This window comes from Noviherbaspirillum aridicola (assembly GCF_019656455.1).
Taxonomy (GTDB): Bacteria; Pseudomonadota; Gammaproteobacteria; order Burkholderiales; family Burkholderiaceae_D; genus Noviherbaspirillum; species Noviherbaspirillum aridicola.
This window is the reverse complement of record NZ_BPMK01000003.1, coordinates 275,056-290,717: the sequence shown is the minus strand read 5'-3', so window position 1 is coordinate 290,717 and position 15,662 is coordinate 275,056. Positions and strand designations below refer to the sequence as shown.

General features: G+C 67.2%; 14 protein-coding genes. 4 read left to right on the top strand and 10 right to left on the bottom strand.

Annotated elements, in window-relative coordinates:
* Positions 1 to 216: 216 nt before the first annotated feature.
* The 7 genes from ampD to NCCP691_RS04945 form a co-directional block, all read right to left on the bottom strand.
* Positions 217 to 798 carry a 1,6-anhydro-N-acetylmuramyl-L-alanine amidase AmpD gene (gene ampD / locus NCCP691_RS04975; protein ID WP_373870322.1) on the bottom strand — a complete coding sequence of 194 codons (582 nt, stop codon included), beginning with the start codon at positions 796 to 798 and terminating at the stop codon, positions 217 to 219.
* Positions 798 to 2,264, bottom strand: coding sequence for a sigma-54-dependent transcriptional regulator (locus tag NCCP691_RS04970; RefSeq protein ID WP_220807135.1), 1,467 nt, complete (start codon positions 2,262 to 2,264; stop codon positions 798 to 800). The genes ampD and NCCP691_RS04970 overlap by 1 nt, the downstream gene beginning before the upstream one ends.
* 16 nt (positions 2,265 to 2,280) lie before the next feature.
* Positions 2,281 to 3,960, bottom strand: a complete 1,680-nt coding sequence (locus tag NCCP691_RS04965; RefSeq protein ID WP_220807198.1) for a sensor histidine kinase — start codon at positions 3,958 to 3,960, stop codon at positions 2,281 to 2,283.
* Between the two features lie 52 nt (positions 3,961 to 4,012).
* The gene (locus NCCP691_RS04960) at positions 4,013 to 4,243 is read right to left on the bottom strand and encodes a PP0621 family protein (protein ID WP_220807134.1); all 231 of its coding nucleotides are present in this window, start codon (positions 4,241 to 4,243) and stop codon (positions 4,013 to 4,015) included.
* The gene (locus tag NCCP691_RS04955; protein WP_220807133.1) at positions 4,240 to 5,049 is read right to left on the bottom strand and encodes a cytochrome C assembly family protein; all 810 of its coding nucleotides are present in this window, start codon (positions 5,047 to 5,049) and stop codon (positions 4,240 to 4,242) included. The genes NCCP691_RS04960 and NCCP691_RS04955 overlap by 4 nt, the downstream gene beginning before the upstream one ends.
* A gap of 78 nt (positions 5,050 to 5,127) precedes the next feature.
* Entirely contained in the window at positions 5,128 to 6,459 is a 1,332-nt protein-coding gene (locus NCCP691_RS04950; RefSeq protein WP_220807132.1) for a sigma-54-dependent transcriptional regulator, read from the bottom strand.
* A complete protein-coding gene (locus NCCP691_RS04945) occupies positions 6,449 to 8,230 on the bottom strand; it encodes a sensor histidine kinase (RefSeq protein ID WP_220807131.1) in 1,782 nt (593 codons plus the stop codon). The genes NCCP691_RS04950 and NCCP691_RS04945 overlap by 11 nt, the downstream gene beginning before the upstream one ends.
* Positions 8,231 to 8,402: 172 nt before the next feature.
* Here NCCP691_RS04945 and ffh point away from each other — a divergent pair, with 172 nt between their 5' ends.
* A complete protein-coding gene (gene ffh, locus NCCP691_RS04940) occupies positions 8,403 to 9,770 on the top strand; it encodes a signal recognition particle protein (protein ID WP_220807130.1) in 1,368 nt (455 codons plus the stop codon).
* A 405-nt stretch (positions 9,771 to 10,175) separates the two neighbouring features.
* The gene (locus tag NCCP691_RS04935) at positions 10,176 to 10,688 is read left to right on the top strand and encodes an SWIB/MDM2 domain-containing protein (protein ID WP_220807129.1); all 513 of its coding nucleotides are present in this window, start codon (positions 10,176 to 10,178) and stop codon (positions 10,686 to 10,688) included.
* A gap of 81 nt (positions 10,689 to 10,769) precedes the next feature.
* Here NCCP691_RS04935 and NCCP691_RS04930 read toward each other — a convergent pair whose 3' ends face one another.
* The gene (locus NCCP691_RS04930) at positions 10,770 to 11,348 is read right to left on the bottom strand and encodes a lytic transglycosylase domain-containing protein (RefSeq protein WP_220807197.1); all 579 of its coding nucleotides are present in this window, start codon (positions 11,346 to 11,348) and stop codon (positions 10,770 to 10,772) included.
* Positions 11,349 to 11,400: 52 nt separating this feature from the next.
* On the bottom strand, positions 11,401 to 13,125 hold the full coding sequence (locus NCCP691_RS04925; RefSeq protein ID WP_220807128.1) for a proline--tRNA ligase: 1,725 nt from the start codon (positions 13,123 to 13,125) through the stop codon (positions 11,401 to 11,403).
* A 197-nt stretch (positions 13,126 to 13,322) separates the two neighbouring features.
* Here NCCP691_RS04925 and NCCP691_RS04920 point away from each other — a divergent pair, with 197 nt between their 5' ends.
* Positions 13,323 to 13,901 (top strand): RNA pyrophosphohydrolase, encoded by a 579-nt coding sequence (locus NCCP691_RS04920; protein WP_220807127.1) that lies wholly within the window; start codon positions 13,323 to 13,325, stop codon positions 13,899 to 13,901.
* Positions 13,902 to 13,903: 2 nt separating this feature from the next.
* Complete coding sequence (locus NCCP691_RS04915) at positions 13,904 to 14,491, top strand: CNP1-like family protein (RefSeq protein ID WP_238482317.1); 588 nt, start codon at positions 13,904 to 13,906, stop codon at positions 14,489 to 14,491.
* A gap of 10 nt (positions 14,492 to 14,501) precedes the next feature.
* Here the strand turns inward: NCCP691_RS04915 and proB are convergent, their stop codons facing one another.
* Entirely contained in the window at positions 14,502 to 15,623 is a 1,122-nt protein-coding gene (proB, locus tag NCCP691_RS04910) for a glutamate 5-kinase (protein ID WP_220807126.1), read from the bottom strand.
* Positions 15,624 to 15,662 lie beyond the last annotated feature (39 nt).

Genomic DNA, 15,662 nt, shown 5'->3' with positions numbered 1-15,662 from the left:
GGATTGCGAAAGGGAGAGCTGTTCATGCTCGCCCACTGCGTCTCTGATCGAGGCGCTTCTGAACAGCCCATTTTCGGGGATCGCTGTACCACTATATATAGTGGTACGGGTCACGATTGGGACTAATTCTAGTGCCCGATGAGCAGTCACGCAATATCTTTTTTTATCGCCCCGGGGACGCGGAAAGGCGTTTTGCGGGTTGACTTTTTCCCGCGTTCAGGAAGGAAAATCGAGCGGCTCGGCGCCGTCTTTGCGAATCAAGGACTTGCGATAACGGGCCCAGTCGAAGTGCGGACCGGGGTCGGTCTTGCGGCCGGGGGCGATGTGTTCATGCCCTGTGACTGCAGTCAGGGGGTAGCGCTCGAGGAGCGCCGCGGTGAGATCGGCCAGCGCGGCATACTGCGCGTCCTCGAAGGCTTCGAAGTCGGTGCCTTCGAGCTCGATGCCGATCGAGAAGTCATTGCAGCGTTCGCGTCCGCGGAAGCTGGACAATCCCGCATGCCAGGCGCGGTTGCCGGCCGCGACGAACTGCATGACCTCGCCGTCGCGACGGATGAGGAAGTGGGCGGAGACGCGCAGCGTGCGCAGCTGGTCGAAATACGGATGCGCGTCGCAGTCGAGGCAGTTCAGGAACAGGTCGCCCACATACGATCCGCCGAACTGGCCGGGCGGCAGGCTGATGTTGTGGATGACCAGCAGGTCGATCGCGGTGCCTTCGGCGCGCGCATCGAAGTTGGGCGAGTCGAGACGGGTGACGCCGTCGGCCCAGCCGTCCGCGCCGATCGCAAATCGTTTCATCATTCCGGTTCGTGTATGGACAGACGCTGCATCCGGTAGCGCAGCTGGCGGAAGCTGATGCCGAGCAGTTCGGCGGCCTGGGTCCGGTTGAAGCGGGTGCGCGCGAGCGCGCGCAGTATGATCTCGCGCTCGACCTGATCGAGATGATCCGGCAGGGAAGCCGGCAGCTCGGCGTCGGCCGGCGCCGCCGATGACTGCGCGACGGCCGGTTCGGCAGTCGCCGGTGCCGCCGCCGTGCCCGGGGCGGTGGCAGCGGCCGCGGCGATGGCGGCGGGCGCAGGTGTGGGCGCGGGCGACGGCGTGGACGCGGCCGGAACGAATGCGGCCTTCAGCGCCAGGTCCGCCGGTTCGATGATGCCGTCGTTGGCGAATGCGAGCGCGCGTTCGAGGATGTTTTCGAGTTCGCGCACGTTGCCGGGGAAGGCATAGCCGCACAGGGCATCGAGCGCCGCCGCCGACAGCCGCGCCGTCTGGCCGGCCGGCGACAGGCGCGCGAGCAGCGTCTCGGCCAGCAGCGCGACGTCTTCCCGCCGCTCGCGCAGCGGCGGCAGGCGCAGCTCGATCACGTTGAGGCGGTAATAGAGGTCTTGCCGGAAACGCCCCTGCTCGACGCATTGCGCCAGGTCCTGGTGGGTGGCGCTGACGATGCGCACGTCCACCGGCTCCTCGACGGTGGCGCCGACCTTGCGCACCCGGCGTTCCTGTATGGCGCGCAACAGCTTGACCTGCATGGGCAGCGGCAGGTCGGCGACCTCGTCGAGCATCAGGGTGCCGCCGTTGGCCGCCTGGAAGAACCCGTCGCGGTCGTCGGCCGCGCCGGTGAAAGCGCCCTTGCGATAGCCGAAGAATTCCGCCTCCATCAGCGCCTCGGGAATCGCGCCGCAGTTGACGGCAACAAAGGGCTTGTCCGCGCGCGCGCTGTGGGCATGAATGTCGCGCGCGGCCAGCTCCTTGCCGCTGCCGGACTCGCCCGTGATGGCGACCGGCGCCATGCTGCGTGCCAGCCGCTGGATCTGCGCGCGCAGATCGCGCATGACCGCCGATTCGCCGATCAGGCGCGACGCCGGCGCGCGCTCGGTCCTCGCGTCGGCGACGGCGCCGGGCTGCATGCGCAGCGCCGACTGCACCAGCAGCCGCAGCTGGTCGAGGCCGACCGGCTTGGACAGATAGTCGAAGGCGCCGGCCTTGAGCGCGGCCACCGCATTGTCGGTGCTGCCGAAGGCGGTGATGACGGCGATCGGGGTGCAGTGCGCGCCGCTGACTTCGCGCACGAGCTCGATGCCGGAGCCGTCGGGCAGGCGCATGTCGGTCAGGACCAGCGCGTAGTCGTGCCGGCCGAGAAGATGGCGCGCGGTGTCGAGGCATTCGGCGGCGTCGACGTCCAGGCCCATGCGCACCAGCGTGATTTCGAGCAGTTCGCGCAGGTCGGCTTCGTCGTCGACAACCAGGATACGGGGAGCAGGCATGATGACAGTTCTTTGATCAGGCGCCGGCGCCGGAGGCGCCGAAGGTAATGACGAAACGGCCGCCCGGCTGGATATCGCCGCCCGCCCGGTACTCGTAGTCGAGCATCGCGCCGTTATTCAGGCACAACTCGCGGGCGACGTAGAGGCCGAGTCCGGTGCCGCGGCTGGACGTGGTGTAGAAGGGCTCGAACAGATGCGCCCGCACTTCCGGCGAGATGGGCGAGCCGTCGTCCTGCACATGCAGTTCCAGCCGGCCCGGCTGCGGCGCCAGCGCGTGCACCCGGATGCTGCCCGGGCGCTGGCTGGCATAGCGCAGCGCATTGGTGAGCAGGTTGACCAGCACCTCGCGCAGATGCATCGGATCGAAGCGCACCTGATAGGCGTGCATCGGCCCGAGATGAATGCGCTGGGGATCGAGCTTGTGGACTTCGCGGAATTCCGCGAGCAGGTCGGGCAGCCAGCCCGCCAGCATGATCGGTTCGCCGTGCGCCTGCGCCTTGCGCGACAGCTTCAGGATATCCTCGATCATCCGGTTCAGCCGGTCGGCATTGTCGGAGACGATGCGCAGCAGGCGCGCCTGCGGCCCGGCGACGATGTCCTCGGCCAGCAGCGAGGTCGCGTGGGAAATCGCCGACAGCGGATTGCGCACTTCATGCGCGATGCTGGCGGTGAGGCGCCCCATCGAGGCCAGCTTCAGCTGCTGCGCCCGGTTCTCGATCTCGCTGACGTCCTGCAGGAAGACGACGGTGCGGCGGTCGGCAAGCCCGGGGGTCTGGACGTTGACGAAGCGCAGCTTCAGATGCTGGACATACTGCCGCAGGCTGGCGGCGCTCTGCGCGCCCTCGTCCGGCTTGATGTGTATATAGAAGGGTCCCTGCGTGCCGCCGCCGAGTTCGGCCGGCACGCGCCAGGCGTCGAAGGCCTGGGCGATCGGCGCCAGCGCCGGCGACGCATGCAACGCGGGCCGCGCCGAGCGGTCGCCGAGCGGCAGCCCGAGCATGCGCTCGGCCGCCGGATTGCCGGCCACCACGCGGCCCTCGGCATTCACCACCAGCACGCCGTCGTCCATGTCGGCGATCACGAGCTGGTTGACCGCTTCCTGCAGGTGCAGGTCCTGGCCGCGCCGGGCCGCCAGGTCTTCCTCTCTGATCAGGCGCGCGGCCAGCCGGTTGATCAGGAAGATCGCGGCAAAGAACGCCGCGCCGTAGAGGCCGGCCTGCGAGGGAGATACTTCGGCCGCGCCCTGCAGCAGCTGCCATCCGCTCTCGAACAGCAGCAGCAGGGTCACGAGCGAGACGAAGAACAGCGCCAGCACCAGCGGCGCGAGGATCGCCGCGCCCGCCAGCGGGAACAGGTACAGGATGGCCAGGCCGCTGCGGGCGCCGCCGGCGGCGACGTAGAGCAGAGAAATGGCAACCAGGTCGACCACGATCTGGGACAGCAGCTGCCACATGAAATGACGGCGCCGGTAGGCACACGCCGCGGCGAAGCCGATCGCCAGGGCCAGGTAGCCGAGGCAGGTTTCCCAGCCGGGCACGGCCAGCGCGGTGCGGGCGTCCTTGATCTGGTTGAACGCGACATAGGCCAGCAGCACGACGGCGATCACGATGCGGGTGACGCAGAAGGTCTGCAGCGTGCGCCAGAAGGTCTCGCGGGTATCGCTGTTGAGGGGAATGTCGGTGCGCGCGGGCGGCATGTCTGACGTGGCGGGAGGGGGAAGAACCGGCCCCGCTCCGGCGCCGGCGGAGCTAGCGGGGTTCATGCCGCAGCCGGTGCTGTTCGGAACAGTAGACCTTGCCGGATGCCGAATTCACCGCCTCCGACTCGGGAAAATGCGCGCCGCAGAGCGCGCACTGCAGCATCGGCTCACCCTGCGCCGGCCGGCGCGCCTGCCGATCCGGACCCGGACCGCGGGCGCGCAGCCGGCTCAGCCAGAACAGCACCGCCACCACCAGCAGCGCGATGAGCAGGTATTTCATGCCAGGCTCCGGTGCAGCACGACTTCCAGCACGAACCGGCTGCCGACATAGGCCAGCAACAGGGTGGCGAAACCGGTGAGCGTGAAACGCAGCGCGGTCTTGCCGCGCCAGCCGCGCCACAGTCGCCCGGCGAGCAGCGCGCCGAACAGCAGCCAGGACAGCATGGTGAACGCATTCTTGTGGTCCAGCTTGAACGGCGTGCCGAACAGCTGCTCCGAAAAGCCGATGCCGGAGACCACGGTCAGCGTCAGCAGGCCGAAGCCGAAGCCGATCAGGCGGAACAGCAGTTTTTCCATCGTCAGCAGCGCCGGCAGGCGGTCGATGGCCAGCGCGAGCCAGTCGCGGCGGCCTGCCTCGGCCGGCGCGTGCAGCCGCGACTCCTGCAGCGCCATCAGCACCGCGTGGAAGGCGGCGATGGTCAGCGTGCTGTAGGCGAGGATGGCGATCGCGACATGCCAGGGGAACAGCGAGGACTTGCCCTCGAGCGGCACGAGCGCGCCGGGGAACGCCGCCGGCAGGATCACTGCGAGCGCGGCGCATGGCAGCACCAGCACGCGCAGCCCGTCGAGCGAGAGATTGCGGTTTTCCAGCCAGTAGGCCGCGACCGAGATCCAGAGCGTGGCCGACAGCACCATCGCGAAGCCGATGCGCAGCGCGCCCGGCTGCACCATGTCGGCCCAGAGGGCGCCGCCATGCAGCAGCCAGCCGAGCGCGGTGGCGGCGGAGATGGCCGCGCGCTGTCCGCTGGGCAGAAGGGCCGAACCGATGTAGAGCAGCGCCGCCAGAATGAAAAGAATTGTATGCATCGTCGATGCGTCAGGTAACCGGAGTTCGAGTTTACACCATGTACACCGGCCAACCCCATGCCGCCGGGGCGCCGCGTCTCATTCCGGTGACCGGCCCGAGGCGAGCTGATATTTGCGCAACTTGTCGTACAGGGTCTTGCGCGGAATGCCGAGCGCGTCGGCGCTGGCGGCGACATTGCCGCGCTGCGCGGCCAGCGCCTCGACGATCAGCATGCGCTCGTAGGCGTCCACGCGTTGCGGCAGGGAGGCCTCCTCCGCGCCGGCCGGCCGCGCCTGCTCCACGCCCAGCACCAGCCGGTCGGCGAAGTTGCGCAGCTCGCGCACGTTGCCCGGCCAGTCGCGCGCCTGCCAGGCGGCCATCTGCGCCGGGCTCCATTCCACCGGCGGCCGCTGATAACGCAGCGCGGCCGCCTGGATGAAATGGCCAAGCAGCAGCGGAATGTCTTCGCGGCGGTCCGCCAGGCGCGGCAGGTCGATGCCGACCACGCCGATGCGGTAATAGAGATCCTCGCGGAAGCTGCCCTGGGCAGACAGCGCCAGCAGATCGGCCTTGCTGGCGGCGATGACGCGGCAGTCGATCGGAATCGGCTGGTTGCTGCCGAGGCGTTCCAGCCTGCGTTCCTGCAGCACGCGCAGCAGCTTGACCTGGAGCGCCAGCGGCATGGACTCGATTTCATCGAGAAAGACCGTGCCGCCATTGGCATGTTCGAGCTTGCCGATGCGCCGCTTCTGGGCGCTGGTGAAAGCGCCCGCTTCATGACCGAAGATCTCGCTCTCGAACACCGACTCCGGCAGCGCGCCGCAGTTGATGGCGACGAACGGGCCGCGCCGGCCGCTCGCCGCATGCAGGTGGCGCGCCACCACTTCCTTGCCGGTACCGGTCTGGCCGTTGATCAGGACGTCCGCGCCGCTCGGGCCGACGGCGCGGATCAGCGCCCGCACCCGCTCGATGGCCGCAGAGTGGCCGATCAGCGGCGGCATGTCGGGATCGCTGCTCCAGGCGGCCTTGAGGCGGCGGTTCTCCAGCACCAGGCGGCGCATGTCCTGGGCCCGCCGGACGGCGTCGGTGAGGCCCTCCGCCGCGAACGGCTTCTCGATGAAATCGTAGGCCCCGGCGCGCATCGCCTGCACCGCCATGCCGACATCGCCGTGACCGGTGAGCAGGATCACCGGCAACTCCGGATCGCAGGCGCGCGCCTCCTGCAGCAGATCCAGCCCCGAACGGCCGGGCAGGCGCACGTCGCTCACCACCACGCCAGGAAATTCGGGCGTCAGCCAGGCTCGCGCCTCTTCCGCGCTCGCGCACGCCTGGACGCTGAAGCCCGCCAGCTCCAGCGTCTGGGCGGTGGCGATGCGGACGGCCTGCTCGTCTTCGACGAGCAGCGCCTGGTGGACGGATTCATTCAGCAAGGGCTTCTCCCTGTTTAACCTCTGACCGCAAAGGCAGGCGAAGAATGAACTCCGCCCCGCCCTGCTCCGTGTTGCGCGCCTCGAGCCGGCCGTTCATCGCCTGCACGATCGACGACGAAATCGCCAGCCCGAGCCCCAGACCCTTGCCCGATGGCTTGGTCGTGAAAAACGGCTCGAACAGATGCCGCGCCACCTGCTGCGCGATGCCGGCGCCGGAGTCGCGGATGCCGACCACCGCCTCGTCGCCCTCGCACCGCATGCGGACGCTGATGTGCCGGTGGTCGCGCTCCTCGACGGCATCGAGCGCGTTGCGCAGGAGATTGATCAGCACCTGTTCGACGCGGACGGGATCGCCGGGCACCAGCAGCCGGTCGGGAGCATCGATGTCCAGCGCCGGCGCGAGCCGCCGGATCTCGTTATCGAGCAGCATCACCGAGGTGCGCAGCGCGTGCACCAGGTCGACGCCCGCCACCACGTCGCTCTTGCGCGCAAATCCCTTGAGCTGCCCCACCAGCGCCCCCATGCGCGCGCTGGCGTCGGCGATATGGGACAGGTTCGCGCGCGCCTTGTCGGCATTGCCCCGCGCGAGAAAGGTCACCGCGTTGTCGGCAAAGGCGCGAATCGCCGCCAGCGGCTGGTTGAGTTCATGCGTGATGCCGGCCGCCATCTGGCCGAGCATCGCGAGCTTGCCGGCCTGGACCAGTTCGCCCTGGGTGGAGCGCAGCAGCCGCTCGGCCTCCTGCAGCTTGGCGTACTTGGCTTCCAGTTCGGAGGTGCGCTGCGCGATCTTCTGTTCCAGTTCGTCGGCGGCCCGCTGCAGGGCGCGGCGCGATTCGCTGCGCTCTTCCATCCGGCGCCGCCGCTGCAGCAGCGCCCACCAGGACAGCGCGGCCACGACCAGGAGCAGCGCGGCGGCGATGGTCGGCGCCAGCGCGGCGCGGGTCACCCGCCACGGCGACGGAAACTGCATCAGCTGCCAGCCGAGGCGGCCGACCGGCCGCGCCACCGGCTCCCCCGCATCTTCCGCCAGGGTGGCGATCGGCAGGATCTGCTGTCCCGCATACTGCATGGTGCCGACCAGACGCTGCTGGTCCGGGTCGTCGAGCGGACGCAGGCTGTGGTAGCGCCAGTCGGCGCGATTGCTGAGGAAGACCACCCCGCGCGCGTCGGCCAGGGCGATCGGCTCTTCGCTGCTGGCCCAGGTCTGCTCGAAATCGCCGAGCGCGATCTTGACCGCGATGACCCCGGCCGGCGTGCCTCCCTCCGGTTCGCCCCGGTACACCGGCTGCGAGATGAAATAGCCGGGCTCGCCGGTCGTGTTGCCGATGCCGTAGAAACGGCCGGCGGCGCCCGCCAGCGCATCCCGGAAGTAGGGACGGAAGGAGAAATTCTTTCCGACGAAGCTGTACGGCTGCTGCCAGTTGCTCGATGCGAGGGTGAGCCCGTTCTCATCCATCAGGTAGATGGCGCTGACCCGCGCCTGTCGCTGCACCGATTGCAGCGTCTGGTTGACCCGTCGGATGAGCGCCTCGTCCTGCGGCCGCTCCAGCACGCGCGCAAGATCGGGGTGGAAGGACAGCGCGAACGGCAGGCTCTCGAAGCGCTCCAGCACCGACTCCAGGTCGAGCGCGACGATCTGCAGCTGCCGTCCGGCGGCCGCGTGTATGTCCTGCCGCGCCCGCTGCGCCGCCACCAGGTAGACGCCGGCCACGAGTGCGATCGCCAGCGCGACGGCGGCCGCGCTCCATGCGGACTGTTTTCCGAATTTCATTCCCCTGCTTTTCCCCCTGTGCCCGGCCGCGCGCCGTGCGCAATATTACCCGCTGCGCATGGACTGCGGCGCGCCTGACGGCCGTTCGCCGGGCGCCATCGGGTAGAATGAAGCCATTCTCCGACGCGCCGTCCGTGCCGTCGCCCTCCGTTTCTTGACACTATTTCATCCCATGCTCGACAACCTGACCCAAAGACTGGCGAAAGTCGTCAAAACCATGCGCGGCGAAGCGCGCCTGACCGAATCCAATACCGCCGAAATGCTGCGCGAGGTGCGACTGGCGCTGCTGGAGGCGGACGTCGCCCTGCCCGCGGTGCGGGAGTTCATCGCCAAGGTGAAGGAAAAGGCGATGGGCGAGGAAGTGATCGGCTCCCTCACGCCCGGCCAGGCTCTGGTCGGCGTCGTGCAGCGCGAGCTGGCCGCGATCATGGGCGCGGACCTCGGCCCGGAAGCGACCCAGATCAATCTCGCCACCCAGCCGCCCGCGGTCATCCTGATGGCCGGCCTGCAGGGCGCCGGCAAGACGACCACCGTCGGCAAGCTGGCCAAGTACCTGAAGGAACAGAAGAAGAAAAAAGTGCTGACGGTCTCGGCCGACGTCTATCGCCCGGCGGCCATCCAGCAGCTGCAGACGGTGGCGTCCCAGGTCGGCGCCGATTTCTTCCCGTCCTCGGCCAGCGACAAGCCGGTCGACATCGCGCTCGCCGCGCTCGACCATGCGCGCCGCCACTACCATGACGTGCTGATCGTCGACACCGCCGGCCGCCTCGGCATCGACGAGGCGATGATGCAGGAGATCGCCGGCCTGCATGCCGCGCTCAAGCCGATCGAGACCCTGTTCGTGGTCGACGCCATGCTCGGCCAGGACGCGATCAACACCGCCAAGGCGTTCAACGACGCGCTGCCGCTCACCGGCGTGGTGCTCACCAAGCTCGACGGCGATGCCCGGGGCGGTGCAGCGCTGTCGGTGCGCCACGTGACCGGCAAGCCGGTCAAGTTCGCCGGCGTGGCCGAAAAGCTGGACGGCCTGGAGCCCTTCGATCCCAACCGCATGGCCAACCGCATCCTCGGCATGGGCGACATTCTCGCCCTGGTGGAGGAAGCGAAGAAGGGGGTGGATGTCGCCGCCGCTAAGGACCTGGCGGAGAAGATCAAGGGCGGCGGCAAGTTCGACCTCAATGACTTCAAGGCCCAGCTCAGCCAGATGAAGAAGATGGGCGGCCTGTCCGGTCTGATGGACAAGCTGCCGGCCCAGTTCCAGCAGGCGGCCGGCAATGCGGACATGGACCAGGCGGAGCGCCAGGTGCGCCGCATGGAAGGCATCATCAACTCGATGACCCCGCAGGAGCGCGCCCGGCCGGAGCTGATCAAGGCCTCCCGCAAGCGCCGCATCGCCGCCGGCGCCGGCGTGCAGGTCCAGGAAGTCAACCGCATGCTGTCGCAGTTCGAGCAGATGCAGTCGATGATGAAGAAGCTCAAGGGCGGCGGCATGATGAAAATGATGCGCAGCATGAAGGGCATGATGCCCGGTCTGCGCTGAACGCGCGCATAGCGAAAAGGCGCCGTTTCCCCTCTGGCGGCGCCTGCCTCCCCCCTCTTCGCCCCCCCTCCCTTCCCCTGCCCGCCGGGCCTTCCGTCATCTTCCCCAGGCATCCTGCCCGGCACTGCGCCATGACTCGGGACACCGCGTCGCCGTCCATCGCCCTGATCCTGCTCGCGCTCTGCGCATGCGGCCGGCGATGTGTGGGCCGCTCCTCTCTGAGAAGATCGCCGCGTCCACTGTCTGCACCCTCGGCGCTCCCTCTGCAAAAATGCGCTCGCTCCCTATGAAGAATCCTCTGCAAACGCTCAAAAAACACTTGCATAGCTATGAAAACCGCACCACTATTAGCGGTGCGTGAAATGACGCATATTCCCAACACACTTATGTGAAGGAGGCTTGAAGATGGCAACAGCCAAGAAACCCGCGGCCAAAGCAGCCGCCAAGAAGCCGGCTGCTAAGAAGGCAGCAGCCAAACCCGCAGCAAAGAAAGCAGCACCCGCCAAGAAGGCAGCAGCCAAGCCGGTAGCAAAGAAGGCAGCGGCCAAGCCCGCAGCAAAGAAGGCGGCAGCCAAGCCGGTAGCAAAGAAGGCCGCTCCGGCAAAGAAGGCAGCACCCGCCAAGAAGCCGGTCGCCAAGAAGGCAGCAGCCAAGCCCAAGACCCCGCGCAAGCCGAACGCAGCATTCATGAAGCCGCTCACCCCGTCCGCCACCCTGGGCGCAGTGATCGGTGCGAATCCGCTGCCGCGCACTGAAGTCACCAAGAAGGTCTGGGACTACATCAAGAAGAACAAGCTGCAGGACGATGCGAACAAGCGCATGATCAATGCAGACGACAAGCTCAAAGCCGTGTTTGGCGGAAAGAAGCAGGTCTCCATGTTCGAAATGACCAAGCTCATCTCGAACCACCTGCAATAATCGCTCTTTCCAGAGGCCAAACAAAAACGCCCGCATCGCGCGGGCGTTTTTGTTGGTGCCTTCTCCGCACCTCCCTCTGTCCTACGGCTCGAACTCCCAGCGCTTCCATGCGCCGAGCACCAGGTTCGGGTATTCGGGCTTGCCCCGGCTGCCGTTGTAGCGTCCCAGCGCGAGGAACAGGTTCCCCTTCTCCATGTCCAGGTAGAGGCGCAGGATGGAACAGCCGTAGCGCAGATTGGTCTGCATGTGGAACAGCTTGGTGCGGTCGCCGTCGCCGATCACGCGCGTCCAGAACGGCATGACCTGCATGTAGCCGTGCGCGCCGGCATGCGATACCGCGTACTTGCGGAAGCCGGATTCGACCTGTATCAGGCCGAGCACCATGCCGGGGTCGAGTCCCGCGCGGCGCGCCTCGTACCAGACCGTCTGCAGGAATTCGCGCCGGGTCTGGGTATCCGGCCAGCGCTTCTTCAGGCGCTCCGACATCTCGCCGACCCAGTGCAGGTACTTGATGCGTTCCTCGATCGTGGCGAATTCCTGGCGGGGAGGACGCGGATCGGTGATGGCGCGTGACAGCGCCAGCCGTACCGAGTCGGCCAGGGCCTCTTCCTTCTGATTGCCGCCATGGGCGGCGCCGCCGAAGGCGAGCGCCCCCGCCATCAGCAGCCAGAGCAGGGGACGTACCGTCACAGGGCGCGGGGCGCGGCGCGCCTCAGGCTGCCAGACGGGCACGCACGAAGGCGGGCATCTCGGCGACCGCGACCGCGGTGGCCGCGGCGTCGCGCCGGCCCTGATACTCCAGCTTGCCCTCCTTCAGGCCGCGCTCGCCGATGACGACGCGGTGCGGCACGCCGATCAGCTCCCAGTCGGCGAACATCACGCCCGGGCGCTCGCCGCGGTCATCCAGGATGACGTCCACGCCGGCCGCTATGAGCGCGTCGTAGAGGCGATCGGTTTCGGTCCTGACCATCTCGCTGCGGTCATACCCCATCGGGCACAGGACGACCTGGAAGGGCGCGATCGCCGCCGGCCAGATGATGCCCTTGTCGTCGAAGTTCTGTTCGATCGCCGCGCCGAGGATGCGGGTCACGCCGATGCCGTAGCAGCCCATCTGCATCAGCTGCGGCTTGCCGGTCTCGTCGAGATAGGTGGCCTGCATGTCTTCGGAATAGCGGGTGCCGAGCTGGAACACATGGCCGACTTCGATGCCGCGCTGGATCGCGAGACGGCCGCGCCCGTCGGGAGAGGGATCGCCGGCCACCACGTTGCGCAGATCGGCCACTTCAGGCTCGGGCAGATCGCGGCCCCAGTTCGCGCCGGTGAAGTGGAAGTCCTCTTCGTTGGCGCCGCAGACGAAATCGCTCATCGCCGCCACGGTGCGATCGGCCACCACCCGTACCGGCTTCTTCGTGCCGATCGGGCCGAGATAGCCCGGACGGGTGCCGAAGTGCTCGACGATCTCGCTCTCGGTGGCGAAACGGTAGTTCGCCAGGCCGGGCACCTTGGCCGCCTTGACTTCGTTGAGGTCGTGGTCGCCGCGCAGCATCAGCAGCCAGACCTGCGTACCCGCCTCTTCGCTGTCCACCGCCAGCACGATCGACTTCACGGTCTGCTGCAGCGGCAGATTCAACAGCTCGGCGACAGCCTCGCACTTGGCCTTGCCGGGGGTCGGCGTCCTGGTCAGCGGCTGGGAGGGCGCGGCGCGCGGCGTGGCGGGCGCGACAGCCTCGGCCGCCTCCATGTTGGCGGCGTAATCGGATTCCGGGCTGTAGACGAGCGCGTCCTCGCCGGTGTCGGCGATCACGTGGAATTCATGCGAGCCCGAGCCGCCGATGGCGCCGTTGTCCGCGGCCACCGCGCGGAACTGCAGGCCGAAGCGTTCGAAGATGCGCACGTAGGCGTCATACATGATCTGGTACGAACGCTGCATGCCGGCCACGTCGCGGTCGAAGGAGTAGGCGTCCTTCATCGTGAATTCGCGGCCCCGCATCAGGCCGAAGCGCGGCCGGCGCTCGTCGCGGAACTTGGTCTGGATGTGATAGAAGTTGATCGGCAGCTGGCGGTAGGACTTGATGTCGTTGCGCACGACGTCGGTGATGACTTCCTCGGAAGTGGGCTGGATCGCGAAATCGCGGCCGTGACGGTCCTTGACCCGCATCAGCTCCGGACCCATCTTGTCCCAGCGGCCGGTTTCCTGCCACAGCTCGGCCGGCTGCACGACCGGCATCAGCAGCTCGATCGCGCCGGCGCGGTTCATTTCTTCGCGGATGATGTTTTCCACCTTGCGGATGATGCGCAGGCCCATCGGCATGTAGGTGTAGATGCCGGAGCCGAGACGCTTGATCATCCCCGCGCGCAGCATCAGCTTGTGGCTGACGATCTCGGCGTCCGACGGGGCTTCCTTCAGGGTGGAAATAAAAAAACGTGATGCGCGCATGGAGGTGAATTCTTTTTAAAAAGAGAGGGTTATAATCGACTCAATTTTAAAGGATTAGCTGGCTGATGCGCCCCGTTCGGGACACATTTGGTTCCGCTGCCGCCGGCCTGCGCGCACGCACGACGACGGCCGGGACCTCTGATGAAAAAATCGCAAGAATGAGGACCGTCTAGCCGCAGAAAGTTTTGAGGTGCAACATGCTGGATCGGGAAGGCTTCCGCCCGAACGTCGGCATTATCCTGCTCAACTCGCGCAACGAGGTGTGGTGGGGGAAAAGAGTGCGCGAGCATTCTTGGCAGTTCCCGCAGGGAGGGATCAAGTTCGGCGAAACACCCGAGCAGGCGATGTTTCGGGAGCTCGAAGAAGAAGTCGGCCTCAAGGCCGAACACGTCAGGATCATCGGGCGCACCCGCGACTGGCTGCGTTACGAGGTGCCCGACCGCTTCATCAAGCGCGAGGTGCGCGGCCATTACCGCGGCCAGAAACAGATCTGGTTCCTGTTGCGCATGGTGGGCCGGGACTGCGACATCAACCTGCGCTGCACCGATCACCCGGAGTTCGATGCCTGGCGCTGGCACGACTACTGGGTACCGCTCGACGTCGTGATCGAATTCAAGCGCGAGGTCTACCAGAAAGCCCTGCAGGAGCTGTCGCGCTTCCTGCAGCGGCCGTCCACGCCCGGCCAGCGCCACGGCGCGCGCTACCTGCGCCAGAACCATGCTCCCCGGGCGCCCGCCGAGCCGCCGGCCCCGGTCGCCAAACCCAAGACGGAATGACAATGATGCCGCAATACCGTGCAACCGGGCGCCGGGCGCGCCCTTACCTGTCCGTTTCACGCCTCGCATGGGGCCTGCTGTCGGCCATGCTGCTGCTGGGCCTGGGCAATGCCGGCGCGCAGTCGCGCTTCGAAGAGGAATTCGACGACGAGGACAAGCCCTGGAAGGAAATCGAAGTACAGCTGCCGCCGGCACCCAGGCCGGAGAACCTGGTGCCGCTGAATGTCACGGCGACGTCGAGCCAGAAATTCTTCGTCGACACCAGTTCCATCAGCGTCGGCGCCGACGGGGTGGTGCGCTATGTGCTGGTCGCCGCCGCCGCCGAGGGCGGCGCGCGCAACGTCAGCTACGAGGGAATACGCTGTGAAACCTGGGAGCGCAAGCTGTATGCGTTCGGCCAGGCCGACGGCAGCTGGAGCCGCTCCCGGCGCGACCAGTGGGAACGCATCCGCAAGATCGGCTCCAACCAGCACCACATGACGCTGGCCAAGGACTATATCTGCGAGGGCCTGTCGGTGTCGGGCAAGGCCGCGGACATCGTCGAACGCCTGCGCTATGAGCGCACGCTGAACGGCAACAACTACCGCTGAACGGGGACCGCTACAGCAACACCATGTTGTCGCGGTGGATCAGCTCCGGCTCTTCCACGAAACCGAGGATGGCGCCGATTTCGCTCGAAGGCCGGCGCATGATGCGGCGGGCGTCGGAACTCGAATAATTGCTCATGCCGCGCGCCACCGCCCGGCCATGCTCGTCGACGCAGGTGATCACATCGCCGCGGCCGAATTCGCCCGCCACTTCCACCACCCCGATCGGCAGCAGCGACTTGCCTTCGGCGGTCAGCTTGCCGACGGCACCTGCATCGAGCACGACTTTGCCGGCGGTCTGCAGGTGATCCGCCATCCACTGCTTGCGTGCGGTCAGCTGCGCCGTCTGCGCGGTGAGCTGGGTGCCGATCGCCTCGCCGGAGGCGAGCCGCGTCAGCACCGCGTCCTCCCTGCCCCAGGCGATCACGGTGTGCGCCCCCGAGGTCGCGGCACGCTTGGCCGCAAGTATCTTGGTCAGCATGCCGCCGCGGCCGATGCCGGTGCCGGCACCGCCCGCCATAGCTTCCAGCGCCGGATCGCCGGCCTTGGCCTCGTGCACGAACTCCGCGTCCGCATGCTTGCGCGGGTCGGCGGTGTACAGCCCGCGCTGGTCGGTCAGGATGATCAGCGCGTCGCCTTCGATCAGGTTGGCCACCAGCGCCCCGAGGGTATCGTTGTCGCCGAACTTGATCTCGTCGGTGACGACGGTATCGTTCTCGTTGATGATCGGGACCACCCCGAGGTGCAGCAGGGTAAACAGCGTCGAGCGCGCATTCAGATAGCGCTCGCGGTCGGCGAGGTCAGCATGGGTCAGCAGGACCTGCGCGGTGCGCAGCCCGTGGTACCGGAAGCTGGTTTCATAGATCTGCGCCAGGCCCATCTGCCCGACCGCGGCACACGCCTGTAGCTCATGGATGCCGGTCGGCCGTTTCTCGAAACCGAGCCGCTGCATGCCCTCGGCGATCGCGCCGGAGCTGACCAGCACCACTTCCTTGCCTAGCGCGCGCAGCTGCGCGATCTGCTCCGCCCATTTGGCGATGGCGGCACTGTCGAGCCCCTTGCCGTCGTTGGTGACGAGCGAGGAGCCGACCTTGATGATGAGACGACGGGCTTTCTGGATGACGGACGTGTTCATGTTCTTGTGATGGCGTTGCATGCTCGCGGCCGCCCGTGC